The organism is Mannheimia sp. ZY171111 (genome assembly GCF_017750945.1).
GTDB lineage: Bacteria > Pseudomonadota > Gammaproteobacteria > Enterobacterales > Pasteurellaceae > Mannheimia > Mannheimia pernigra.
This window is the reverse complement of sequence record NZ_CP046532.1, coordinates 1,751,039-1,774,229: the sequence shown is the minus strand read 5'-3', so window position 1 is coordinate 1,774,229 and position 23,191 is coordinate 1,751,039. Positions and strand designations below refer to the sequence as shown.

Annotated in this window: 25 protein-coding genes and 1 riboswitch; of the genes, 8 read left to right on the top strand and 17 right to left on the bottom strand. The window is 36.3% G+C overall.

What is annotated here, in order from left to right:
* Positions 1–387 precede the first annotated feature (387 nt).
* Positions 388–1,257 carry a VirK/YbjX family protein gene (locus tag GM698_RS08455; protein WP_176808770.1) on the top strand — a complete coding sequence of 290 codons (870 nt, stop codon included), beginning with the start codon at positions 388–390 and terminating at the stop codon, positions 1,255–1,257.
* 130 nt (positions 1,258–1,387) lie between these two features.
* Here GM698_RS08455 and GM698_RS08450 read toward each other — a convergent pair whose 3' ends face one another.
* The 3 genes from GM698_RS08450 to ung are packed head-to-tail and all read right to left on the bottom strand — an operon-like array spanning position 1,388 to position 3,477.
* On the bottom strand, positions 1,388–1,834 hold the full coding sequence (locus GM698_RS08450) for an NfeD family protein (RefSeq protein WP_176808771.1): 447 nt from the start codon (positions 1,832–1,834) through the stop codon (positions 1,388–1,390).
* A gap of 24 nt (positions 1,835–1,858) precedes the next feature.
* Positions 1,859–2,782 (bottom strand): SPFH domain-containing protein, encoded by a 924-nt coding sequence (locus GM698_RS08445; RefSeq protein ID WP_176808772.1) that lies wholly within the window; start codon positions 2,780–2,782, stop codon positions 1,859–1,861.
* A 23-nt stretch (positions 2,783–2,805) separates the two neighbouring features.
* Positions 2,806–3,477: a uracil-DNA glycosylase gene (gene ung / locus GM698_RS08440; RefSeq protein ID WP_176808773.1), complete on the bottom strand. Its 672-nt coding sequence runs from the start codon at positions 3,475–3,477 to the stop codon at positions 2,806–2,808.
* 167 nt (positions 3,478–3,644) lie between these two features.
* On the opposite strand from ung, the gene grcA reads away from it, so the two are divergent.
* Both grcA and GM698_RS08430 read left to right on the top strand, forming a co-directional pair.
* On the top strand, positions 3,645–4,028 hold the full coding sequence (gene grcA / locus GM698_RS08435) for an autonomous glycyl radical cofactor GrcA (RefSeq protein ID WP_176808774.1): 384 nt from the start codon (positions 3,645–3,647) through the stop codon (positions 4,026–4,028).
* Between the two features lie 178 nt (positions 4,029–4,206).
* Positions 4,207–4,665 (top strand): LexA family transcriptional regulator, encoded by a 459-nt coding sequence (locus GM698_RS08430; RefSeq protein WP_176808775.1) that lies wholly within the window; start codon positions 4,207–4,209, stop codon positions 4,663–4,665.
* Positions 4,666–4,728: 63 nt separating this feature from the next.
* On the opposite strand, the gene GM698_RS08425 is transcribed toward GM698_RS08430, so the two are convergent.
* Positions 4,729–5,298 carry a C40 family peptidase gene (locus GM698_RS08425; RefSeq protein WP_209289268.1) on the bottom strand — a complete coding sequence of 190 codons (570 nt, stop codon included), beginning with the start codon at positions 5,296–5,298 and terminating at the stop codon, positions 4,729–4,731.
* A gap of 81 nt (positions 5,299–5,379) precedes the next feature.
* Entirely contained in the window at positions 5,380–6,225 is an 846-nt protein-coding gene (gene nfo / locus GM698_RS08420) for a deoxyribonuclease IV (RefSeq protein ID WP_176808777.1), read from the bottom strand.
* Positions 6,226–6,282: 57 nt separating this feature from the next.
* On the opposite strand from nfo, the gene GM698_RS08415 reads away from it, so the two are divergent.
* Both GM698_RS08415 and GM698_RS08410 read left to right on the top strand, forming a co-directional pair.
* A complete protein-coding gene (locus tag GM698_RS08415; RefSeq protein WP_209289267.1) occupies positions 6,283–6,849 on the top strand; it encodes a molecular chaperone in 567 nt (188 codons plus the stop codon).
* Between the two features lie 31 nt (positions 6,850–6,880).
* Positions 6,881–7,261 carry a hypothetical protein gene (locus GM698_RS08410; protein WP_176808779.1) on the top strand — a complete coding sequence of 127 codons (381 nt, stop codon included), beginning with the start codon at positions 6,881–6,883 and terminating at the stop codon, positions 7,259–7,261.
* A gap of 71 nt (positions 7,262–7,332) precedes the next feature.
* On the opposite strand, the gene GM698_RS08405 is transcribed toward GM698_RS08410, so the two are convergent.
* Positions 7,333–7,941 carry a DUF2057 family protein gene (locus GM698_RS08405; RefSeq protein WP_176812712.1) on the bottom strand — a complete coding sequence of 203 codons (609 nt, stop codon included), beginning with the start codon at positions 7,939–7,941 and terminating at the stop codon, positions 7,333–7,335.
* A 126-nt stretch (positions 7,942–8,067) separates the two neighbouring features.
* Between GM698_RS08405 and corC the strand changes: the two genes are divergently transcribed.
* Together corC and lnt are read left to right on the top strand one after the other, a co-directional pair.
* A complete protein-coding gene (corC, locus tag GM698_RS08400) occupies positions 8,068–8,973 on the top strand; it encodes a CNNM family magnesium/cobalt transport protein CorC (RefSeq protein WP_209289266.1) in 906 nt (301 codons plus the stop codon).
* A gap of 55 nt (positions 8,974–9,028) precedes the next feature.
* Positions 9,029–10,534, top strand: coding sequence for an apolipoprotein N-acyltransferase (gene lnt / locus GM698_RS08395; protein ID WP_209289797.1), 1,506 nt, complete (start codon positions 9,029–9,031; stop codon positions 10,532–10,534).
* A gap of 50 nt (positions 10,535–10,584) precedes the next feature.
* Here lnt and ribH read toward each other — a convergent pair whose 3' ends face one another.
* The 4 genes from ribH to ribD form a co-directional block, all read right to left on the bottom strand.
* The gene (ribH, locus tag GM698_RS08390; RefSeq protein ID WP_176808782.1) at positions 10,585–11,046 is read right to left on the bottom strand and encodes a 6,7-dimethyl-8-ribityllumazine synthase; all 462 of its coding nucleotides are present in this window, start codon (positions 11,044–11,046) and stop codon (positions 10,585–10,587) included.
* Between the two features lie 108 nt (positions 11,047–11,154).
* A complete protein-coding gene (locus GM698_RS08385; protein WP_176808783.1) occupies positions 11,155–12,354 on the bottom strand; it encodes a bifunctional 3,4-dihydroxy-2-butanone-4-phosphate synthase/GTP cyclohydrolase II in 1,200 nt (399 codons plus the stop codon).
* Positions 12,355–12,365: 11 nt separating this feature from the next.
* Positions 12,366–13,013 (bottom strand): riboflavin synthase, encoded by a 648-nt coding sequence (gene ribE / locus GM698_RS08380; protein WP_176808784.1) that lies wholly within the window; start codon positions 13,011–13,013, stop codon positions 12,366–12,368.
* Positions 13,014–13,022: 9 nt separating this feature from the next.
* Positions 13,023–14,108, bottom strand: coding sequence for a bifunctional diaminohydroxyphosphoribosylaminopyrimidine deaminase/5-amino-6-(5-phosphoribosylamino)uracil reductase RibD (gene ribD, locus GM698_RS08375; RefSeq protein ID WP_209289265.1), 1,086 nt, complete (start codon positions 14,106–14,108; stop codon positions 13,023–13,025).
* Positions 14,109–14,281: 173 nt separating this feature from the next.
* Positions 14,282–14,407, bottom strand: a riboswitch (FMN riboswitch).
* Positions 14,408–14,608: 201 nt separating this feature from the next.
* On the opposite strand from ribD, the gene lon reads away from it, so the two are divergent.
* Complete coding sequence (gene lon, locus GM698_RS08370) at positions 14,609–17,011, top strand: endopeptidase La (RefSeq protein WP_209289264.1); 2,403 nt, start codon at positions 14,609–14,611, stop codon at positions 17,009–17,011.
* A gap of 96 nt (positions 17,012–17,107) precedes the next feature.
* On the opposite strand, the gene ilvY is transcribed toward lon, so the two are convergent.
* The 7 genes from ilvY to rpmE all read right to left on the bottom strand — a co-directional run bounded on the left by ilvY (position 17,108) and on the right by rpmE (position 22,972).
* Positions 17,108–17,995: an HTH-type transcriptional activator IlvY gene (ilvY, locus tag GM698_RS08365; RefSeq protein WP_159630711.1), complete on the bottom strand. Its 888-nt coding sequence runs from the start codon at positions 17,993–17,995 to the stop codon at positions 17,108–17,110.
* Positions 17,996–19,024 carry a glycosyltransferase family 9 protein gene (locus GM698_RS08360; RefSeq protein ID WP_176808787.1) on the bottom strand — a complete coding sequence of 343 codons (1,029 nt, stop codon included), beginning with the start codon at positions 19,022–19,024 and terminating at the stop codon, positions 17,996–17,998.
* Position 19,025: 1 nt separating this feature from the next.
* Positions 19,026–20,093, bottom strand: coding sequence for a glycosyltransferase family 9 protein (locus GM698_RS08355; RefSeq protein WP_209289263.1), 1,068 nt, complete (start codon positions 20,091–20,093; stop codon positions 19,026–19,028).
* A gap of 16 nt (positions 20,094–20,109) precedes the next feature.
* On the bottom strand, positions 20,110–20,784 hold the full coding sequence (locus tag GM698_RS08350; protein WP_209289262.1) for a glycosyltransferase family 25 protein: 675 nt from the start codon (positions 20,782–20,784) through the stop codon (positions 20,110–20,112).
* 65 nt (positions 20,785–20,849) lie between these two features.
* Positions 20,850–22,013, bottom strand: a complete 1,164-nt coding sequence (locus GM698_RS08345) for a glycosyltransferase (RefSeq protein ID WP_209289261.1) — start codon at positions 22,011–22,013, stop codon at positions 20,850–20,852.
* Between the two features lie 121 nt (positions 22,014–22,134).
* Positions 22,135–22,698: a GTP pyrophosphokinase gene (locus GM698_RS08340; protein ID WP_176808792.1), complete on the bottom strand. Its 564-nt coding sequence runs from the start codon at positions 22,696–22,698 to the stop codon at positions 22,135–22,137.
* Between the two features lie 61 nt (positions 22,699–22,759).
* Positions 22,760–22,972, bottom strand: a complete 213-nt coding sequence (rpmE, locus tag GM698_RS08335; RefSeq protein WP_006249284.1) for a 50S ribosomal protein L31 — start codon at positions 22,970–22,972, stop codon at positions 22,760–22,762.
* Between the last annotated feature and the right edge of the window lie 219 nt (positions 22,973–23,191).

Sequence of the window (23,191 nt, the reverse complement as noted above, 5' to 3'; positions counted from 1 at the left end):
TATGCCATTTTAAGCGATGAAAGGGTTAATTTTACCCTATTGGGTAAATAATTTCTCCAACCAATTTAAATTCACTAAAATAGGTAGTAAAACTTTAAGTCTTTATGATAAAATATCGCTACCTACCTTTGAAGCTAGACTTCAACTGTAAAGACAGAAAATAAAATCGCTTACATAATCAAATTACAATATAAAAATTGTTTTTTGATAAATTAGACTTTGTTCGGTTTGAATATAGTCAAAAAAATCAGAATAAAAACCATACAGAGGATTGAATTTATAAATCTCACTTAAAAATATTTAGTTATATCATAATATAACTAAATATTTCTTCCTCAATTTATATAGCATTATAGAATAACGATAAAACTGAATTGTGAATATCATATGAAAAATACCTTTAACACCCCAACATTTAGTGAATTATTCCCAAATGAGAAAAGATTTACAAAAGTATTGAGAGAATATTTACGTTATCACCTTCATAAAATATGGTGTTCTTCTGAATGTTATGGACTAAATGACTATCTTGCTAACAACCCTTTGTGGGCGAGATTATTCAAACAAGATTTATATCGATTTAATACATTACTAGAAACCTATTGTAATAAAAAATTTAATAAGAAAGAACGATTAAATGCAATTATCACTCACTTTAATTGTGCAGAAAAGCTATTTGGTTCAGCCTATTGTAATCAGTTAGTAGAAGATAGAGAAATATGTTTAATTAAACTGAATGATGAAGTAAGCATCTACCTTAGTATTAACCAAATAGATCCGCTAGAAGGCTTTTTTTCACTAAATATTCAAAACAACCAAAAAGAACATATTTATGATTCATCTTTTACTTTTTTAAGTAAAGATCAACTCTTGATTTCATCTATTCAAGGACCCAATACTGAATTCTCCCAGTCATTAATTAAATCTGCAACTAAACAATTATATGGTGTTCGTCCAATGTTTATGCTAGTAAATATATTTAAGCTGATAGCTCAATACTTAAATTTAGAACTTTTAGGCATTCATCATAACAACCAAGCAAAATATCGCTGGAATGATCACTCTAAATTATTGTTTAATTATAATCTATTTTGGCAAGAAAATGGAGGAACTTTAAATTCTAATAATTATTGGCGATTACCGACTATAGTTGAGATAAAAGAATTAAGCACAATTCCGAGTAAAAAACGCTCGATGTATAAAAAACGCTATGAACTATTTGAAAAGATAGAACAAGAACTGAAAGAGCTATGGTAAACAAATAAAATATGACATAATTTTCAATAAAATTATCCTACTTGTTTTTATAAGAATAAAACCTTGAATAAATTCAAGGTTTTATTTTAAAAGAGCAAAAATAATATAAAAAATAACCGCTTGTATTAAATTATTCTACCATTTTAGTTACATACAACGTAATCCCATCAACACGTTGAACCTGTACTTTATCACCTAAATTAAACCCTATTCCCATCACTCGCCAAGTGGTATCGCCAAACTTACCTCTAGCAACGCCATTTTCCAGTATTTCAACAATTATACCTTGCATACCAATCATTGATTGCTCTCTTGAATTGAGCGATGTAGATTTATCATCTTGTTTATCTTTAGTATGTTGATATTTCCACCAAATCAAGCTAAAGACAATGGCTAGAATAGCGAAGCCACTAATTTGAATACTCACAGATAAATCAGGCAATAGCCAAACCAGTATTGCCAGCAAAATGGCAGAAAATCCCCACCACATAATCAATACGCCTGGAATAATTAATTCTAAAGCAAGCAATACAAAGCCTAAAATTAACCAACTACTCCAGTTAAATAGCCAATCCATATTTTCTCCTTGCTAAAAGCAGAACTACTTACTGCTATTTTTAGTGTTTTTTAATAATTCAGCAATACCTGCAACAGAACCAATTAAATTGCCCGCTTCGAGAGGCATTAACACTACTTTACTGTTTTCTGCCGAACCAATATCTTTTAATGCATCAGTGTATTTTTGAGCAATGAAATAATTAATTGCGGTAGTATCCCCTTTTGCAATAGCGTCAGATACCATTTGAGTTGCTTTTGCCTCCGCTTCCGCTGCACGTTCACGAGCTTCCGCTTGTAAGAATGCTTCTTGGCGTTCCCCTTCAGCTTTTAAAATACGAGATTGCTTTTCACCTTCTGCACGTAGAATTTCAGCTTGTCGGATACCTTCTGCTTCCAAAATATCTGCACGTTTATTGCGTTCAGCTTTCATTTGAGCGTTCATCGCAGCCACTAATTCTTTTGGCGGACGAACATCACGAATTTCAATTCTAGTTACTTTTACGCCCCAAATATTGGTTGCCTCATCAACAATCGAGAGCAAGCGACTATTAATGACATCACGTTGTGAAAGCATATCATCTAAATCCATCGAACCTAACACAGTACGCATATTTGTCATTGTTAAATTTACAATCGCCTGTTCTAAATTATTCACTTCATAAGCTGCCCGACGAGCATCAATGGTTTGAACAAAGCAGACTGCATCAATAGACACACTGGCATTATCACGAGAAATAACTTCTTGCGATGGAATATCTAATACCTGTTCCATCATATTGATTTTTCGTCCAACTCTATCAATAAAAGGTAAAACAATATTTAGTCCCGGTGTAAGGGTTTTGGTGTAACGTCCAAAACGTTCGATTGTCCAATGATAACCTTGTGGCACAATTTTGATGGTTGAACTTAATGCTACCAACACCAATATTGCAAATGCAGCACCTAAAATCGGTAAATCAAATTCCATCTTTTTCTCCTTTAAATAAACAATTAAATTTCAATAGGTAGTTGCCAATTAATTGGGGATATTTCTTTTGAAATCAAGTAATTATTTGCTTTTGAGAAATGTTTACAACCAAAAAAACCACGATAGGCCGAAAGTGGCGAAGGGTGTGGTGAAGTCAGCACGAAATGGCGGTTACGGTCAATAAACTGCCCTTTTTTTTGGGCGTGGCTGCCCCATAAAATAAATACCAAATTATCACGATGTTCATTTAATTGTGCAATCACTTTATCGGTAAACATTTCCCAACCAATTTGTGAATGCGAGCCTGCTCTGCCCTGTTCTACCGTTAAACTGGTGTTAAGCATAAACACGCCTTGCTTCGCCCATTCTACCAAATAACCGTGATGAGGAATTTGGAAGCCTGCAATATCGTCCGCTAATTCTTTATACATATTGACTAACGAAGGCGGCGGTGCGACTGGTGGTTTCACCGAAAATGCTAATCCGTGTGCTTGATTTGGTCCGTGATATGGATCTTGTCCCAAAATCACCACTTTTACATCACTAAACTCAGTTAAGGCAAATGCACTAAATACCTCACGCTGAGGAGGATATATAGTTTTTCCTAGCAATCGTTCATTATGAACATATTTCAAAATCTGCTGGAAATAGTTTTTTTGCTTTTCTTCACCTAAGGCTTCAGTCCAAGTTTTCATAAAAATGCTCACATTTGATTATATTTCATACAAGTAAAATAATTTAAGCGAAAAATGGTTAAATTTTTATCGCTTTTTATCTCAAAAAAGGTACAATGATTTTCAAATAAATTTGAATTTTTAAAATTTTTTCGTAATTTTTAATTTCACTCTATAGGAGAACTAAAATGATCAAAGGCGTACAAATCACCGAATCAGCAAACAGCAACTTACTAAACTCTTTTTGGTTATTAGATGAAGCTAAAAATGAAGCTCGCTGCTTAGCAGCTAAAGCAGGCTACCAAGAAGATCAAATCGTTGCCATCAGCGAATTAGGCGACATTGCATATCGTGAAGTTCCTGTGAATGTCGCTCCAACCATTAAAGTAGAAGGCGGTCAGCACTTAAACGTAAATGTTTTACGCCGTGAAACATTAGAAGATGCCATCCAAAACCCTGAAAAATATCCTCAATTAACGATTCGTGTTTCAGGTTATGCCGTTCGTTTCAATTCATTAACACCTGAACAGCAACGCGATGTTATTACCCGTACTTTCACTGAAAGCCTATAATAACAGCTTTTAACGCTAAGAAGCACCCACACTGGGTGCTTTTTTTTATGCTTATACAAAGCCTTACAAGCGGTCAAAATAGCCGTTAAATTTACAAAAATTTTTAAATAAATTATTGACACTGTTTTTTTACCCAGTAAAATACACCTGTATAAAAATACAGAAAAAGGATTCTGCAATGGCTTCATTAAAACAAATTTCAACTCAAGCGTTATCACACCAAGCTATTCCACTTTATCGGGACTTTAATAGCAACCGTTCTGTAAAACTCGATCTTAATTCATTATGTATTAAACGTCCGACAGATACATTTTTTATTCATATTAAAAATCCAAATTTAATTGCTTGGGGAATTGAGCTTGATGATTTACTCATTGTCGAAAAGACCGATCAATATTTAGTTAATGATTTATTAGTTCTTGAGAAAAATGGTGAATACAAATTCTACCAATTCTTTAATGAAATTAAGAACGAACAAAATATTAATGAAAAAATATTATTTTCATTAGATATCAGCGAGAAAAACCTGAGAATTACAGATTGGAGCGAAGTGAGCATCTCTGGTGTAATCACAAATGTTGTGCATCAAATGCGTACTCGTGGAACATTTACACAGACTAAGCTACCTGCAGCCTAAAGAATAAACGAAAAAGGCACTTCATTTAAATTTAGCCTTGTTCTTATAATTATAAAGTAAAGATTAAATTATTCGGCGAGACTGAGTGTAAGTTCTTGACCAGTAGCTTTCTGATAATGAACTGGTAGTCACACCACGGCTAGAACTGGCGTGAACAAATTTACCGTGACCAATATAAACACCAACGTGGTTATTTTTACGAAAGAAAACTAAATCGCCTGGACGTAAATCTGATTTTGAAATTGAACGACCAAGGCTACGTTGCTCTGCAGTTGTTCGGGGTACATATTTATTGAAGGCTTTGTCCATTACTTCACGGACAAACGCAGAGCAATCAATACCTGCTTTAGTTGTGCCGCCCATACGATAACGTGTACTAGCCCAATTACGATAAACATAATTAATACGACTTACACTGTTAGAAGGCTGTTCTAAACGAGGGGAATTCTTAGGGAGTTTTTTTGAGATAGAATGCTGAGATAATCTTTCTGCCTTACTTGCAATAATTTTATTTGGTATGGCTTTCTTTGTGCTTAAACTAGCGACGGCAGTGGAAGAATAAATGCCCCCAAAAGCAAAAATGAAAATAATCAATAACGGTTTTATAATTGTGACAAAAAGGGGGCTCTTCATAATTAATATCTCATCTCGCTAGAACAATATAAAAAACAAATGTCTGGATTGCTCTAGACAGACTAATCTGACCTATACAACCTATTTTAGTTCTAAGGTGCGAAGAAATTTTATTTCATCTGCCCAAATTTCAGGCGAAGTTGTCTCTAAAATAAGTGGAATGCGATCGAAATTTGGGTTTTGCATAATAAATGCAAATACTTCTGTACCAATTGTGCCTTCTCTTAAAGTATGATGCCTATCCACTCGGCTACCTAATGACGTTTTTGAGCCATTTAAGTGCATACCTCTTAAATAATCAAAACCAACTGTTTGGTTAAAATCGTTAAATACGTTTTCACTTCTTTCGTACGAACTAATATCATAACCCGCAGAAAATAAATGACAGGTATCTAAACATACCCCGACTCGGCTTTTATCTTCTATTTGTTCAATAATTTTTGCTAAATGGTCAAAATGCCACCCCAAATTAGAACCCTGCCCTGCCGTATTTTCAATTACGGCAATAACATTTGGCACAGCCTCCACTGCAATATTGATAGATTCTGCAATTCTAGCCAAACAATCCAATTCTGAAATTTTCTTTAGGTGTGAGCCTGGATGGAAGTTCAGTAATTTTAAACCAAGCTGATTAGCTCTTGCCATCTCATCAATAAATGCAGTGCGAGACTTTTCTAATGCCTCTGCTTCTGGGCTACCTAAATTAATCAAATAGCTATCGTGTGGTAAAATCTGTTCTGCTGAAAAATGGTGTGCTGCACAAAACCGCTTAAATTTTTCAATCGTATCGGCATTAAGTGGTGGCGCTTGCCACTGACGTTGGTTTTTAGTAAATAATGCAAAGGCGTTTGCTTCAATTTCTACTGAACGAAGAACTGCCTTTTCTACACCACCTGAAGCACTCACGTGTGCACCAATATATTTCATTCTGTCCTCTCTTATGTTCTGCTATACTAATAGCACTTTAATTCTCAATCTAAAACTATGAGCGAAATAACCATTAACGATTTTTCACTACTTTGCCGCCTGTTCGGCAATTTATTTTACCGTAACCCAACAGATCCCATTCTAGCAGGCACATTTAACTGGCTTGCTCAAGGCGGATTACAACAACACTGGGCATTAAGCACCGATGCACAAAGCGAAAATGCATTGAATATGTTGCAAAAGAGTGCTAACCCTACGCAATTAGAAACAAGCTATCAAGCACTTTTTGCAGAAAATGGGGCTATTGCTACAACAATTTCAGCCTATGGTTTATCCGTTGCAGATTTTGTCGCATTTCGTCAAGAACGAGCAATGCCTGAATTAGAAAAGGCAGATCATATTGCATTATTACTTTTAACCGCTTCGTGGATTGAAGATAATCTAGATTCTACCCTCGCACAAAAAGCATTGTTTGAGCAATTTTTACTCCCTTGTATCAGTCAGTTCTTAGGCAAAGTTGAAGCCTTTGATAGCGGATTTTATAAGGCACTTGCGCAATTATCTCGTGATGCCCTAAGTGCAATGGCCGATGAGCTTGAAGAATGCGAGCAAGAATCAGTATAATAAACAACCACTTCAATTAGAGGATTTGGATATGAACATAGTAAAATTGAGTTTACCGCTCTCGCTTTCATTCATATTAACTGCGTGTATATTCACACCTGAACAACAAGCTGAACGCCGAGCAAAACAAATACGAGCAGAACAAGATTTACAGGTGCAACTGGCAAAAAAGTGTGATGCAGAAACGGCGGAGCTCCTATATCAACAATTTAATCCACCCCTAAGCCAAACAGAGAAAGAAGAAGCGGCATTTAAAAAACGTTATGCTAAAGCAGTGAATGATCCGATGTTTCAAGCTTGTTACAAAATGGCTTGGCAAAACTATAAGTCACAATTAGAGCTGGAAGAAATACGTTGGAATTATGATAGAGAGCGATATTGGGGCATACCTTACTGCTATTATTGCTGGTAAGTCTGAGCGTACAAGCGGTCATTTTTTGCAAAAAATTAACTAAAAATGACCGCTTGTTGATTAGAATAGAATTATTTTACGTTTTTTTCCACCCAATCTAGGAAACGTTTTTGCGTTTGTTTATCTGCTTTTTGGAATAAAAGCTGTAATTCAGATTCTGAAACTTTGTTTGTATCTACAACAATTTGTCCTTTTGCTTCAAGTGGTGCAGTCGCAAACGTTTTAACAGACGCTACTTTTTTAGCTAAATTATATTTGCTTAGATTTTCTTCCACTCTGGTTTTTGCTAAAAAGCCTTCACCTTTTAACAAGTCTTGCTTATGGGAAATCACTTTTCCAGAATCTGTTTTAATGGTGATTGCTTGATTCTCTTGGAATTTGCGAAGATCCAACTTTGAGCTCAATCTTGGTATTTCAATCTTGGCATTTTCTGCTGTTCCTTGAAAGGTCAAAATAATTTGCTCTGACGTAAAGAAATCGTCGCCAATTGTTCCAGCCACTTCCACTACCACTTGGTGAGTTTTATTTTCACTTATTTGTACTGAAGTAGTGCCTACTTTCATCTTTTTTCCATCCAACGCTAAAATTTCTACCATTGGTGAGGAACTTAATGTACCCGCTACCCCGATAGAACTTACCGCTAAAGTCGCGATCGCTAATGCCATTTTGGTTAATTTCATTTCAAACTCCTAACATAATAAATCGTGCCTATCCTATGCTAATTTGAATAGAAATAGCAATGTTTTATTTGATTTGTTATTGAATTTGCTTATTATAGGCGTAATTTATTTAACTGGAACAAAACTATGAGTGATGAACAGCAAAGTGTAAATATCAATACAACGGAAAAATCAGAAAAAAAATCCATTTTACACACGCTATTTGGTAATCTTTTTCAAAATGAGCCTAAAAACCGTGAAGATTTAGTTGAGGTAATCCGAGATTCTGTCGAAAACGAGCTAATTGACAGTGCAACCAAAGAGATGCTTGAAGGTGTAATGGAGATCTCTGAATTGCGTGTTCGCGATATTATGATTCCCCGCTCACAAATTGTATTTATTGATGCTAATGAGCCTTTAGAAACCTTTATTGATGTGATTGTTGAGTCTGCACACTCTCGCTTCCCTGTTGTGCGTGACGAGAAAGATACAATCGAAGGCATTCTCCACTCAAAAGATTTACTCAAATTCCTACGCTCTGATTCTGAGCCATTTAATCTGCAAGAAATCCTTCGCCCTGCCGTTATTGTGCCAGAAAGTAAACGATTAGACAGGATGTTAAAAGAATTCCGCTCTGAGCGTTTTCATATGGCAATCGTCGTAGATGAATTTGGAGCAGTATCAGGTTTAGTGACGATTGAAGACATCCTTGAACAAATTGTTGGTGATATTGATGATGAGTTCGACGAAGAAGAAGTGACACCCATTCGCCAACTTTCAAGACACACTTATGCCGTGTTGCCCCTCACTGATATTAAGAGATTCAATGAGTTTTTCGCTACTCACTTTAACGATGAAGAGGCAGACACCATTGGTGGGCTTGTAATGAAAGCCTTTGGCTACTTCCCTAAACAAGGCGAACAAATTGAGTTAGACGGGCTAGAATTTAAGGTGACTTCTGCAAATAGCCGCCAGTTAATTCAGCTACGAGTGACCTTTTCCGATGAACACTTAGAGAAAATGGAACAACGTTCGCCAAGCGAAGAAGAATAATCGATAATTTAAAAAGGCACCTTTAGACGTGCCCTCTTATTTACTTAACTAGATGATGAATTTTGCAAAAAATCCCCCAATTTTAACCGCTTGTATTACGGCTCTGTTGCTAGGGGCATTAGGTACTCTTGCCTACTCCCCTTTTGATATTTGGATCATTGCTTTTGTTTCAAGTACTGGCTTAATGTGGGCAGCCACACTTGAACACAAAAAAACAGCATTATGGGCAACATTTGCTTGGTCTATCGGTTATTTCTGCACTGGTGTGAACTGGGTGTCCGTGAGTATGACTCAATTTGGTGGCATACCAGTTACGCTAAGCTATCTCGCTGTTTTGCTACTGGCTTGCTATTTAGCCATTTATAATTTGCTCTTTAGCTTTCTCTCATACAAACTCAAGCTAAATAATCCGTTTGCTCTTGCGGCCATTTTCACTTTCACCGAATATTTACGTGGCGCGGTATTTACTGGCTTTCCTTGGTTACAATTTGGTTATAGTTTGATTGATAGCCCATTTGCTGGTATAGCCCCCATTTTCGGGGTAGAGGGATTAACTTTCCTTGTCATAGTAACAAGTAGCTATTTAGTCAATATAGTGAAAAAAGAGTGTCGCATTGCTTCGTCCTTTGCCATACTAGCGGTCATTCTTTCGATAAGCGTTGCCACTCGTTTTCTCAACTTTGTGCAAATTAATGAAGAAAAACAACCGCTTGTCATAAGTCTAGTGCAAGGCAATATTGAGCAGAAAATGAAATGGGATCCGAAGCATTTTAACCATAGCCTTCAAACCTACGAACAATTAATTCTGCCCCATTTAGACAACAGCGATGTCATTATTCTGCCTGAATCTGCGATTCCTTCTCTTGAAAATCAAATTGTTGGCATTTTAGAGGCCTGGGATAATCTCTCTTATCAAAACAATAGCGAGATTATCATCGGCACACTCTATGAAAATGAAAAACAAGAATTATTTAACAGTGCGGTGCTATTGGGGCAAGATAAGCCTTATGATTTACACAAAAATGAACGTTATAACAAGCATCATCTCGTCCCATTTGGCGAATATGTGCCATTCGGCTCCATATTAAATTGGATGCGAGAAGTCTTTATTCTGCCGATCAATCTTTCGCAAGGTCATTTTATTCAAAACCCCATTATTGCTAAAAATCATCGTTTTAATCTGGCAATCTGCTATGAAATTATTTTTGGTCATCAAGTTCAACAAAACCAAAAAAGCCAGAATGCGGATTATCTATTAACCATTACAAATGATGCCTGGTTCGGTTCAAGTATCGGTCCTTGGCAACATTTCCAAATAGCAAGAATGCGAGCTTTAGAACTAGGCAAACCGCTTTTACGTGCGGCAAATACTGGCATTACTGCAGTTGTTGATCCGAAAGGGAAAGTGGTACATCAACTACCGCAATTCACTGCTGATGTACTTACTGCAACCATTCAGCCAACCAAAGGCGATACGCCTTTCAAACAATTTGGCACTTGGTTGATTTATGGGCTAAGTCTGCTCTGTTTTATCGGCAGCTTACTGTTGAGAAAGAAATAAAAAATCCCCTTAGAATTTAGCATTCTAAGGGGATTTTTTAAGCAATCAAACTATAATGCCTTTAATAGGTTAGCCATTTCGATCGCAACCATTGCACACTCTTCGCCTTTATTGCCTGCTTTAGTGCCTGAACGTTCAATCGCTTGCTCTAGATTTTCTACCGTTAAAATACCGTTGATAATTGGCACGCCCGTTTCTAATGCCGTAGTGCTGATCCCCTTTGCAGATTCATTTACCACCACATCATAATGGCTAGTTGCACCACGCACCACCGCACCTAAACAGATAATCGCATCATATTTACCACTTTGTGCCATTTTTTTCGCCGCAATCGAAATCTCTAATGCCCCTGGCACCCAAACGGTGTCAATGTTTTCTGCCTCTACACCGTGACGCAATAGCTTATCAATCGCACCATTTAATAGCTGATCGATAAAAATTTTATGCCAATTAGTTGCCACGATACCAAATTTTAAGCCTGTTGCAATATAGTTACCTTGAAATGTTGCCATTGTTTGTTTTCCTTACTTTAAAAATAAATTTGATATTTCAATTAAGAGCGACAAGCGGTCATTTTTCACTAAATGTTTGCAAATTACCCTTGTACCAGAGAATTTTCATTAAAAATTAAACATATGTCGCATTTTATGCTGTTTTACTTTGAGGTATTCTAAATCATGTTTGTTTGGTTCAACCATAATTGGCTCACGGGCGACTACATTTAAGCCCTGCTCAATTAACCCTTCAATTTTTGCTGGGTTATTAGTTAATAAACGAATAGATTTCACACCCAGTTTTTCAAACATTTGAGCCGCAATGTAGTATTCACGCTCATCATCTTTAAAGCCTAGTGCAAGATTGGCCTCCACCGTATCCATTCCTCTGTCTTGCAATTCATAAGCACGCAGTTTGTTGATTAAGCCAATACCTCGCCCTTCTTGACGTAAATAAAGTACGATACCTCTGCCTTCTGCTTCTATTTGATTCATCGCGGCGGCAAATTGTTGTCCACAATCGCAACGTTGTGAGCCAAACGCATCGCCTGTTAAACATTCTGAATGAATACGGCATAACACATTTTCGCCATTGCCAATATCACCTTTTACTAAAGCGACGTGTTCTTTGCCAGATAAAGTTTCCACAAAGCTATGGGCTTTAAATTCACCATATTTAGTCGGCATATTCACAACCGAGACCTCATCAACTAGACTATCGTGTTTTCTACGATACTCCTGCAACTGCTGAATGGTAATAAACGGCATATTATGCTCTTTCGCAAAGGCTTGGAGTTCGGGCATTTGCATCATCGAGCCATCTTTTGACATAATTTCACAACAAAGCCCTGCTGGTTTTAAGCCTGCAAGGCGAGCTAAATCTACCGTTGCTTCCGTGTGCCCATTACGCACTAATACGCCGCCCTCTCTTGCCACTAAAGGGAAAACGTGTCCTGGACGGCGGAAATCTTCTGCTTTTGAATGTTCATCTAACATCTTCATACACGTTAAAGAACGCTCAAAAGCCGAAATACCAGTACCTGTTTCAATATGATCGACAGAAACTGTAAACGCTGTTTGATGATTATCTTTATTTATCACCACCATTGGGTGAAAATCCAATCTCTCAGCAATCTCTGAAGAAATCGGCGTGCAGATCAATCCTTTACCATATTTCGCCATAAAATTAATATTTTCTGACGTAGCAAACTCCGCCGCACAGATAAAATCACCCTCGTTTTCTCTATCTGCATCATCACTGACTAAAATAATTTTACCTGCGGCAATTGCTTGAATAGCTTCTTCTACAGTTGAAAATTTAAACATTATTTATCCTTTTAAAATCCTGCATTTTTTAGAAAATCAATCGTTAGTTTACTCGGTGGGTTTTCAGGTTCTTTTTTCAATAAAAACTGTTCGATATATTTACCGACAATATCGTTTTCTAAATTCACAAGGCTACCGATTTTTTTCGAGCCTAAATTTGTTTCTTTAATCGTATGCGGAATAATCGATACACGAAATGATTCGTCATTCACATCAACTACTGTTAAACTAATTCCATCAATAGTAATTGAGCCTTTTTCAATAATATAACGCATTAATTTCGGTGCGGTTTTGATGCGATACCAGATAGCATTATCTACTGGAGTAATTTCGACAACTGAGCCAATACCATCAATATGCCCCGATACAATATGCCCACCAAAACGCCTATTTGCCGCCATTGCACGCTCAAGATTGACTGGGCTATTGATGCCCAACTCACCAAGCGATGTGCGTTTTAGCGTTTCTGACATCACATCGGCGGTAAATTGTTCTTTCGTAAAAGAAGTGACCGTCAAACAAATACCATTTACCGCAATACTATCGCCTAATTGCACATCCGTAAGCACTTTTTTAGCTTTTACCGCAACCACGGCAAACTCACCCTGTTTTTTAATTTGCACGATTTGACCAACTTCTTCGATAATGCCTGTGAACATTTTTCTTCCCTACTTAACCACATAATCCAATAAAAGATCTTCACCAACCTGCTCTGTAGATTTCAATTCTAATTTTACTGCTTGAGCTAAATTGCCAATCCCCTCGCCCCCAATCGGCGTTTTAGCATCTCTTCCACCAAGCAATTTGGGGGCAATATAGCAATGCACTCGGTTTACACAACCTGCTTTTAATGCACTAAAATTCAAGCTTGAGCCGCCTTCAATCAACAAGCTATCAATTTGCATTTCGCCTAGTTTTTGCAAAAGATTAAGCAAATCTACCCGCTTGTTATCAGCTTTTGTTACCACAATTTCCACACCGTATTGTTGGTATGCGTTGTGAGCTTCCGCATTATTATTGGTTGTCGCAATGATTGTGCGGTATGCTTTGGCGGTTTGTACCAATTTGCAATCTAGTGGCGTTCTTAACTGACTATCGCAGACAATTCTGACGGGTTGTTTTGCATTAGGCATTCTGCTATTTAACATCGGGTCATCCGCCAACACCGTTTCTACACCAACCATAATCGCACTGTACTGATGGCGAGTTTCTTGCACTTTCGCTCGTGCTTGTTCGCTCGTAATCCATTTTGATTCGCCCGTGTAGGTAGCAATTTTGCCGTCTGCCGTCATTGCATATTTCAACAACACATAAGGGCGTTTAGTTTGAATGTAGTGAAAGAAAATGGGATTTAGCTCATCACACTCCGCACGCATAAAATCTTCAATTACTTCTATCCCAGCCGCTTTTAACTGCTCAATGCCTTTACCTGAAACAAGAGGATTCGGATCACGAGACCCGATAAACACCTTTTTAATTCCTCGCTCAATCAATAAATTAGAACAAGGTGGCGTTCGTCCGTGATGGCAGCAAGGCTCAAGGGTAATATAAGCTGTTGTTCCGTTTAAATCTTGCTCGGAGCGTAAAATCGCATTACGTTCGGCATGCCACTCACCATACTTTTCGTGATAGCCACTAGCAACAATTTTGCCATCTTTCACAATCACACAACCCACTAAAGGATTTGGGTTCGTCCAGCCTTTTGCTTTCTTGGCAAGTTCAATGGCATAAGCCATATATTGTGCGTCTTTCATATAGTATTTTGATAAATGGAGGGCGTGATGAATAGATCACTTTTAACCACAAGCGGTTAAATTTCATAAAAATTTTACTTGTGCTAAAAGTAACGAAGCCTTGAAATCCCACGATCTCAAGGCTTGCAAAAAAGGAATGAAAAACCACCGCTTGCGCCGTGCTTTCCACATAATAACCTCTTCTTCCATCCAGACTATACTGTCGGTACTGGAGTTTCACCAGTTCCTGCCAAACCTTTTTCGTTTCGCTCGCGGACTTTACCGCCGATCGGGAATTTCACCCTGCCCTGAAGATTAAAATTTGCGAGAATTCTGCTTGCATTCCCATTTAATGTCAAGCAAGAATTAGGGCAAACTCTGCTGAATTTAACGATTGATTAAATTGCTAGAACCTACTGTTTTGGTATGTTGAGTTTTTTTAATATAAATCAAATTTTCCCTTGTTTTTCCTAAATTCATCCTCATAATGGGATAACGAGATTTTAGGAGAGAGCAAATTTATGGCACCAAGAAAAAAGAAAGCGATTGAATTACCACTACTTCCATTGCGTGATGTGGTGGTTTTCCCTTATATGGTGATGCCGTTATTTGTAGGTCGTGAAAAATCAATTCAAGCCCTACGCTCGGCGATGGATTCAAATAAACAACTGTTTTTAGTTACCCAACAAGATCCGAATAAAGAAGAACCGAGTAAAGATGATATGTACTCGGTTGGCATAACAGCGAATATCATTCAAATGTTAAACTTGCCAGACGGCACTGTGAAGGTGTTAGTTGAAGGGCAAACTCGGGCAAAAATCGAACAAATCTATGATGATGAAAATGGTTTTTGGGCAGCCATTCAACCGCTTTATTCTGAATATGATGAAGATAATGAAGAATTAAAAGCGATTGCCAAAACAACTCTGACCGAATTTGAAAATTACGTTAAAAACAATAAAAAAATTCCAGCGGAAATTATTCCTAAACTGCAAAAAATTACGCATGAAGACCGTTTAGCCGATACTATAGCCTCTAACTTAATTTCCCCTGTAAAGAAAAAACAGGAACTGCTAGAGCAACTCAATCTGGTCGCTCGTTTTGAAACCTTATTAATTGCAATGGCAACGGAAATGGACACGCTTGAAACTGAAACCCGTATCCGTAACCGTGTGAAGCAGCAAATGGAGAAAAACCAACGTGATTACTATCTCAATGAACAAATCAAAGCAATTCAAAAAGAGCTGGGTAATGGCGATGACGTTGAGCAAAGCGAATTAGATAAGCTCAAAGAGAAAATTGATGCGACTAAATTACCCACAGAAGTTAAAGACAAACTTGATGGTGAATTTAGAAAACTAAAAGCTATGCCACAAAACTCTTCTGAAGCGACGGTTGTGCGTACTTATATCGACTGGATTTTACAAATGCCTTGGCATAAAAAATCCGCCGTAAAAAAAGATTTAGCACAAGCTCAGGAAGTGCTAGACAAAGACCACTACGGTTTAGAACGAGTGAAAGATCGCATTGTGGAATATCTTGCGGTACAAAGCCGTTTAAATAAATTAAAAGGCCCAATTCTTTGCTTAGTTGGCCCGCCAGGCGTAGGTAAAACCTCGCTTGGACAATCTATTGCGAATGCAACAGGCCGTAAATATGTGCGTATGGCGTTAGGTGGTGTGCGTGATGAAGCGGAAATTCGAGGACATCGCCGCACTTACATTGGCTCAATGCCAGGTAGCCTAATGATGAAAATGGCGAAAGTTGGCGTGCGTAATCCACTATTCTTATTAGATGAAATAGACAAAATGGCACAGGATATGCGTGGAGACCCAGCATCAGCGTTACTTGAAGTGCTAGATCCAGAGCAGAATAAAGCCTTTAACGATCACTATTTAGAAGTAGATTATGATTTATCTGATGTAATGTTTGTAGCAACTTCAAACTCAATGAATATTCCGCCAGCGTTGCTAGACCGTATGGAAGTGATTCGTCTTTCAGGCTATACCGAAGATGAAAAAATGCACATTGCCCGTGATCACTTATTGGCTAAACAGCAAGAAAATAACGGACTAAAAGAGGGCGAGCTCACAGTTGAAGATAGTGCAATTTTAAGCATTATCCGCTACTACACACGTGAAGCAGGCGTGCGTGGGCTTGAGCGTGAAATTGCTAAAATCTGCCGTAAAGCCGTAAAAGCCTTAGTATTAGATAAAAAATTAAAATCAATTACAATTTCTGAGAACAATATCGAAGATTATTTAGGGGTAAAACGTTTTGATTACGGCAAAATGGATAATCAAAACCGCATTGGCGAGGTCACAGGCTTAGCGTGGACCGAAGTTGGCGGTGATTTACTTACCATTGAAACCGCTTCGGTTGCTGGTAAAGGCAAATTCTCTTACACCGGCTCACTAGGCGATGTAATGAAAGAGTCTATTCAAGCAGCAATGGTAGTTGTGCGTTCTCGAGCAGAAAAATTAGGCATTGCAGAAGATTTCTACGAAAAACGAGACATTCACGTGCACGTGCCAGATGGAGCAACACCGAAAGATGGACCAAGTGCAGGTATTGCAATGTGTACCGCACTAATTTCAAGCCTAACAGGCAATCCTGTTCGCAAAGAAGTGGCGATGACGGGTGAAATCAGCTTACGGGGTAAAGTGTTACCAATCGGCGGATTAAAAGAGAAATTACTGGCTGCTCATCGAGGGGGCATTACAACCGTTATTATTCCAAAAGAGAATGAAAAAGACTTAGAGGAAATCCCAGAAAATGCCAAAGCTGCATTAAGCATTCACGCAGTGGAAACCATTGATGAAGTACTGGCAATTGCTCTTGAAAACCCACCAATGGGTATTGAGCTGTTATCCAAAACGGACATCAAAGTGAAAAAAACACGCGCGAAAGCAACCGTCCAATAATAACGAAAGGTGCAGAAATGCACCTTTATTTTTTATACAAGCGGTCTAATTTTTGATCTATTTTGCAAATTTTTATAAAAATCTGACCGCTTGTTATTATGTGGTTTTAGACAAAAGTGCCCAAAATGCCTGAATAATCGGTTCTTGCAGACGCTTTTGCTGAACACAGACTCCAAGTTCAAAAGGTGTAATAGGCGAGGGTAAATTCAGATAAGACACTTGATTATTCATTGGGCTATGCTTAATCACCACATCAGGCAACAACGCCACACCAAAACCAAGTGCAACCATCGGCAATATTGCCTCGTGCCCTGTTACGGTGGCATAAATTCTCGGCTCTTTAATTTTTTGCTCTTTAAACCAGCGGTCAATACGTTTTCTGACTGGTCCATTCGCTGGAAGAATAAAGGGAATCTTTTTCCAATCAATCGGCGATTGTTGTAGAAACTGTGTAGCTTGGCAAGCAACACGAGGAGCAATAATGGAAAGTGCGATATCATCAATATAATGAAAGATAATATTATTCGGTAGCAATTCTGGCTTGCCTGCAATGGCAATATCGGCAGTCAGCGATTGCACTTCGTGTAGTGCTTGTGCTGGATCGCCTGTGGTTAGCTTAATATCCACCTTCGGATACTTTTGCCTAAAATGCGATAAAATAGGTGGCAAATGACTATAAGAAGCAGTGACAGAACAAAATACTTTTAGCTCCCCCTCCAACTCCCCGTGTAAAGGAGAAAGCTTGTGCTGGAGCTGTTGCCACTCTGTCCAACCTTGTTTTGCAAATTCTAAGAATTTTTCACCCGCTTCAGTCAAATGAACCTGTCTATTATCCCGCAAAAACAAAGGCTGCCCCAGCTCTTCTTCCATACGCTGAATATGGCGAGTAAGGGTTGAGGCAGTCATATAATTTTTATCCGCACTGCGGATAAAACTACGGCTTTGGGCGATGTCTAGAAACAGCTTAAGGCTTTGAAAGTCCATTTAATTTAGCCATTCAGGTTTAATCTGCTCTGGTGAAATTTCATTAATATTTTCTTTATAAAATAGAATATGAGTTTCTGCTTTGCTCATAGGCTTCCAATGTGTCCAGTTTTCTTGTCCATCTCCATATAATGCAATGATTTTTTTATTTAAGCCTGAAGCGATATGGACGGTTGAAGTGTCTGGTGAAATTAACCAATCCGCATAACGAATAAGCTCAATCGTGTGGAAAATATGTTTGGTATCAAACACAAAAACTTGGTCAAATTGTTTTGAAATTGCTTTCAATTTTTCCAACACATCAGGATAACTTAGCAATATAAGCGGTCTATTTGGAACAATTTTTTGCAAATGGGAAATATATTTTCCCATATTTTCATCATTGATTTTACGAGAGCTTGAAGCACCAAAAAAGTTGATGGCAATATAATCTTTTAGTTGTTTTTGGTCTAAGAAATCACAAATTTCTGCATTTGCAGTTGAATGATAAGGAATATCATATTGCATATTTTCAACCACAATGCCCAATTTTTCTAATGCTTGTTGATAAAGTTCAGAAAAATGACATTCTTGCTCCAAGCTGATATTAAAAATTTGATAATCAGATTTTTTGTAACCAATATAGCTTTTAGCATTGATCAATCGGAGTAACAATAGATCTCGATTTCTTAGCATAACTGTAGGGTCAATCACCACATCATATTGTTCTTGACATAGATTTTTTCCACATTGAATATAATCTAAAATATCTTTCCGTTTAACTCGATAACATTGATCAATATAGGGATTTTGCTCAAATAAATAGGCTTGCTTTTTATCACAAACCACCCCAATTTTTAGATTAGGATTATACTTTTTGAGTTCTCTAAATACGAAGGAACTGACGATATAGTCGCCGATCTTCCCATCTTGACGAAGGAAAAGAATCTTATTCAGTAATCTCAACGAAGAATCTTTTGATTTCTCTATATCAATCAGTTTTTTACCCAGTGATAAACGGAGTTTTTGTAGAGTAGCTTTTAATTTCATATTAGTTTATATTTTCTATTAAATAATTCTTAAACCAAATAATTGCCTGAGCAATTTCAAAATCTTCTGTTAAATTTGAATTTGTCCCTACATCATTTTTTGTGAGTACCCTAAAATGAGGTGTAGTAGGTAATAATAATGGTTCCCAAGCCCCCATATTAGGCATACTCTTAGCAAAGAAGCTTAATAACGGCTTTTGAAAAGCACACGCAATATGTAGAGCACCACCATCTACCGCAATAACAAAATCTGCACTCGCCACTAAAGAGATATATTCACTCAATGACTGCTTAGGGGATAATCGAATATTCAGATGTGGGCAATATTGTTGAAGATTTTGATAATACTCTTGAGCTAATTCTGTATTGCTTAGAATAATATCAATGTATTCTATATTGTCTGTTACAGATTGATTAAGTAATTCTGCTAATTCTCTAACAGGAATATATCGTTTACTTCCATAAGGAGATAATAGTATTCTAAATGTTTTCTCCCTCCATATCTGAGATGCTTTTAGATCATATTCTGGCTCAGTATTTAGCACACTATATTCAATAGATAAACGATTATTAGCGTTAAATCCCGAATTTAACAAATAATGACTTAATTTATCACTAGCCTCTTGCGGATAATGAAAATTATAATTCTGAATAGTTTCAAGATTATAATATTTTTTATGATACTTCCGAAAAATGACAATATATTTTGGATTAATAATCCTATCCATTAATAACGAAGAGGAATTGAAGTTATTTTCAAAATCAATAACCAAATCCCATTTTTTATAATTTCGAATGTAATCTAAAAAATTTCTATACACATAACTATCAACCAGCTGAGAATTTTCATAGATTACTTTATTAGCAGATGCTACAACAACACCAATTTTTGCATTAGGATAGCGTTTTTTTAGTTGCTTTATATGTGCTGTGTGAACTACAGCATCACCAATCGCCCAACCAAGTGGACGTATGAGAATAGAATTGATTTCTGTAGTATACAATATTTTATCATCAAGAATATTTCTTTTCTCTAATAAAAAAAGCATTAATTTTTTGAAGATCTTCATTGAGCTTAATACCAATTTATTTATATCTATCCTCAATCTCATCAATTTCTGAGATATGCCCACCAAAAACACAAGCAGGCTCTACACCATAAGCGTGAATATCAGTCATTTGAAGTAACCCAGTCAAGAAATCAGATGGTAATCTGACAGGATAAGCACATTTGAGTAACTTTTTCGCCCCATCTTGCGTAATTAAATAAGCTGTTGTTCTAATAATAGAACGTTTAGAATTTTTTGAGGGCTTTAAATATCTAGCTAAACGATAACGCTCTACTAAATTACGCATAATCGGAAATACTTTTGCTTTTCCGTGATCAAAGAAAATGATTTCTCTGCGAGCAGGAACCTTTCTTAATACATCTTTTAAAATTTGCTTAAAATAAAGAGAAACAATTGCATCATCTTCCAAAATAATTGCTTCAGGAATGTTATTAGCAACAATATGCTCATACATTTTTATATGGCTTAATGCACAGCCTATTTCACCTAATGTTAATGGCTTTTTTGCTGCATATTTTTGGGGATAATATTCAAAATCAATTTGTTTTCGCTGCTCTTGAGTAAGCTCTTTACCATAAACTGCATCAACGAACTGAAAGTCAAGCTCCAAGCTATTTAACCGTGCTGAAATTTCTTTTCTGCGAGTAGAGTCTTTTAAGCTAATAATAAAAATAGGAGGATGATTATACATAATACTAATCCTTCTTCACTGTTTCAGATAAAATGCGTGTCATATCAGTAATAAGTAGTGCAATTTTAAATTTTTTCATTGTTTAATCCTGTTATACCCTTAATAAGTGAAATAAACTGTTTCTTTATTTCAACTTCACTGAATTTTTTAATATGAACTTTCATATTATATTTATAAAGTTCCATTTTTTGGGGTGATTCTAATAAGTCTAATGTTTTAGAAACAAATTTTTCTTGATTTCCCATTTCAACAAGCTCACCACATCTGCCATTATCTAAAATTTCTCTTGGGCCAGTAGGGCAATCCATAGCAATGACAGGTGTATTTAAGATCATACTCTCAAGCAAAACAGTCGGCAGCCCCTCTCTTTCAGAGGTATGGAGAAATAATTTGGCATTCTTTATATACGGATATGGGTTTTCTATTTCACCAAGTAGAAAACAATTTTCTTGTAAACCTAGCTCATTAATTAAATTTTTTAGATTTCTTAATTCCGCCCCATCTCCAATAATCAATAATTTCTCTTTTCTACCTTTCTTAACTAATTGATGAAAAATGCTAATTAAATCAGAATGTCTTTTTATTTTATCTAGTCTAGCTACTTGTATCAAATAACCACAATCATATTCATTTGGAACACTTTCTTTAGAAAGTGCCAAAACCTTCTGTGTTTCCATCGGGTTAAATAATACTTCTAGCTTGTCTGGGGATACATAATTTAGCAACTGTAGCCTCATATCTTCACAAATAGTAACAATCTTACTATATTTTCCCAACAGGTTTATATCTTTGTCTCTAATTTTATCTATTGCCAAGTGTTGCCATCTAATAATAGGGCATCTTAATCTATTAAAATCAATATATGGATCGAAATGGTTACTAAAATTAATCACAACATCATATTTTCCTTTTAAAATATGATCCATAAGCCATTTCTTCTTATTTTTCTTTTCCTTTATATTAAGAAGTTTATAGTTAAGTTTTTTTATCCAACTTATATTTCTTTCAGAATATAAATTCTCTTTATATGAATAATAATGCTCATCAAATAAATATTTGACACTAATATTCTTAGGTATTAAATGATGGAATACATTTTTTTCTGTATCATAATCAATCAGAACATCTATATAAATTTCTTCTTCATACTGTAAAATAGAGAGATAATTTACTAAAATTCGCTCTATTCCTCCCATAACTAACCACTTATGTAGAAATAATATTTTCATTGATAGTCTCATTAAATAATTAGCTTGATAGCAATACGATCATTACTTAGTTTTAAAATTTATCGAACTGCTCACTACTGTCGTCAATAATACTTGGTTTGCTGATGTAATTAGAATTGGTCTAGTTTTTTACAAAATCACGCTTATATTTTCTATGGCTTTGAATATTTTTCTCCGCATCTTTTTTATCCCACACTTGCAATTCCCAAGGATAGTAAAAGTTGCTTGCATTTTTAAAATAGATATGAATACCAATATACTCTTCTTTATCTCGCAAATACCAATTTTTTAGACCATACTTTTCTTTCCATTCATCTAAACTTTCCATTATTTTTTCGATGGTTTCCGTATCAACAATGACTCTCGCACCAAAAATATCATTTAGAATACTATTTACAGGATAACCTTCACTACGTTGATTAAAACGCTCTATCTTATAAACAATAGATTCTGATGTTTTTACACGATAAAAATAAGATATGTCATATAAATCTGCACGATATAAATAATCATTGATTGACTCATGTAGATTTAGTCGATAAGCCAGAATATGCTCAATAGGTACTTTAGAAAGAGTATGTTTAAGGTTTACTTTCTCAATTTTACTGGTTTCAAAGTAATCTTGTGAGAAAGCTAGATGAACTTTATTAATTTCATCAATCAGTTTTTCAATTTTACTTAACATACGAAAAATACCTATTTTGCATAAACAAAACCCCGCATTTGCGGGGTTTGCAATAATTAAATTATTTTGAACTTGGAATGCTGAAACGTTTGTTAAAGCGTTCAACACGTCCACCAGTATCAACAACACGTTGTTTACCAGTGTAGAACGGGTGGCAGTTGCCACATACGTCTAAGTTTAAATCTTTACCTACTGTTGAGCGGGTTTTAACTACATTACCACAAGAGCAAGTTGCAGTAATTTCTTTATATTCTGGGTGAATACCTTGTTTCATTATGGGGAACCTCTAACGAGACCATATCGCCACTTATCTTGTTAGAATTTCTACCGCTGATAAGTACCATATGTGATTAATAAAATGTTGAGTACATACTCAACGCCTAAAAAGAGTGCGTATTTTAGATAAATTTATAGTTGAGATCAACCACTAAAATAGGCTGTAGCCAAATAAAATCCTATTTTCTGTTAAATCAAATTAAATCATAAAGAATCA

Excerpts from the sequence above, each read along its gene's own strand:
- GM698_RS08455 (WP_176808770.1), top strand. The coding sequence starts at position 388 with ATGAAAAATACCTTTAACACCCCAACATTTAGTGAATTATTCCCAAAT.
- GM698_RS08450 (WP_176808771.1), bottom strand. The coding sequence starts at position 1,834 with ATGGATTGGCTATTTAACTGGAGTAGTTGGTTAATTTTAGGCTTTGTA.
- GM698_RS08445 (WP_176808772.1), bottom strand. The coding sequence starts at position 2,782 with ATGGAATTTGATTTACCGATTTTAGGTGCTGCATTTGCAATATTGGTG.
- ung (WP_176808773.1), bottom strand. The coding sequence starts at position 3,477 with ATGAAAACTTGGACTGAAGCCTTAGGTGAAGAAAAGCAAAAAAACTAT.
- grcA (WP_176808774.1), top strand. The coding sequence starts at position 3,645 with ATGATCAAAGGCGTACAAATCACCGAATCAGCAAACAGCAACTTACTA.
- GM698_RS08430 (WP_176808775.1), top strand. The coding sequence starts at position 4,207 with ATGGCTTCATTAAAACAAATTTCAACTCAAGCGTTATCACACCAAGCT.
- GM698_RS08425 (WP_209289268.1), bottom strand. The coding sequence starts at position 5,298 with ATGAAGAGCCCCCTTTTTGTCACAATTATAAAACCGTTATTGATTATT.
- nfo (WP_176808777.1), bottom strand. The coding sequence starts at position 6,225 with ATGAAATATATTGGTGCACACGTGAGTGCTTCAGGTGGTGTAGAAAAG.
- GM698_RS08415 (WP_209289267.1), top strand. The coding sequence starts at position 6,283 with ATGAGCGAAATAACCATTAACGATTTTTCACTACTTTGCCGCCTGTTC.
- GM698_RS08410 (WP_176808779.1), top strand. The coding sequence starts at position 6,881 with ATGAACATAGTAAAATTGAGTTTACCGCTCTCGCTTTCATTCATATTA.
- GM698_RS08405 (WP_176812712.1), bottom strand. The coding sequence starts at position 7,941 with ATGAAATTAACCAAAATGGCATTAGCGATCGCGACTTTAGCGGTAAGT.
- corC (WP_209289266.1), top strand. The coding sequence starts at position 8,068 with ATGAGTGATGAACAGCAAAGTGTAAATATCAATACAACGGAAAAATCA.
- lnt (WP_209289797.1), top strand. The coding sequence starts at position 9,029 with ATGAATTTTGCAAAAAATCCCCCAATTTTAACCGCTTGTATTACGGCT.
- ribH (WP_176808782.1), bottom strand. The coding sequence starts at position 11,046 with ATGGCAACATTTCAAGGTAACTATATTGCAACAGGCTTAAAATTTGGT.
- GM698_RS08385 (WP_176808783.1), bottom strand. The coding sequence starts at position 12,354 with ATGTTTAAATTTTCAACTGTAGAAGAAGCTATTCAAGCAATTGCCGCA.
- ribE (WP_176808784.1), bottom strand. The coding sequence starts at position 13,013 with ATGTTCACAGGCATTATCGAAGAAGTTGGTCAAATCGTGCAAATTAAA.
- ribD (WP_209289265.1), bottom strand. The coding sequence starts at position 14,108 with ATGAAAGACGCACAATATATGGCTTATGCCATTGAACTTGCCAAGAAA.
- lon (WP_209289264.1), top strand. The coding sequence starts at position 14,609 with ATGGCACCAAGAAAAAAGAAAGCGATTGAATTACCACTACTTCCATTG.
- ilvY (WP_159630711.1), bottom strand. The coding sequence starts at position 17,995 with ATGGACTTTCAAAGCCTTAAGCTGTTTCTAGACATCGCCCAAAGCCGT.
- GM698_RS08360 (WP_176808787.1), bottom strand. The coding sequence starts at position 19,024 with ATGAAATTAAAAGCTACTCTACAAAAACTCCGTTTATCACTGGGTAAA.
- GM698_RS08355 (WP_209289263.1), bottom strand. The coding sequence starts at position 20,093 with ATGAAGATCTTCAAAAAATTAATGCTTTTTTTATTAGAGAAAAGAAAT.
- GM698_RS08350 (WP_209289262.1), bottom strand. The coding sequence starts at position 20,784 with ATGTATAATCATCCTCCTATTTTTATTATTAGCTTAAAAGACTCTACT.
- GM698_RS08345 (WP_209289261.1), bottom strand. The coding sequence starts at position 22,013 with ATGAAAATATTATTTCTACATAAGTGGTTAGTTATGGGAGGAATAGAG.
- GM698_RS08340 (WP_176808792.1), bottom strand. The coding sequence starts at position 22,698 with ATGTTAAGTAAAATTGAAAAACTGATTGATGAAATTAATAAAGTTCAT.
- rpmE (WP_006249284.1), bottom strand. The coding sequence starts at position 22,972 with ATGAAACAAGGTATTCACCCAGAATATAAAGAAATTACTGCAACTTGC.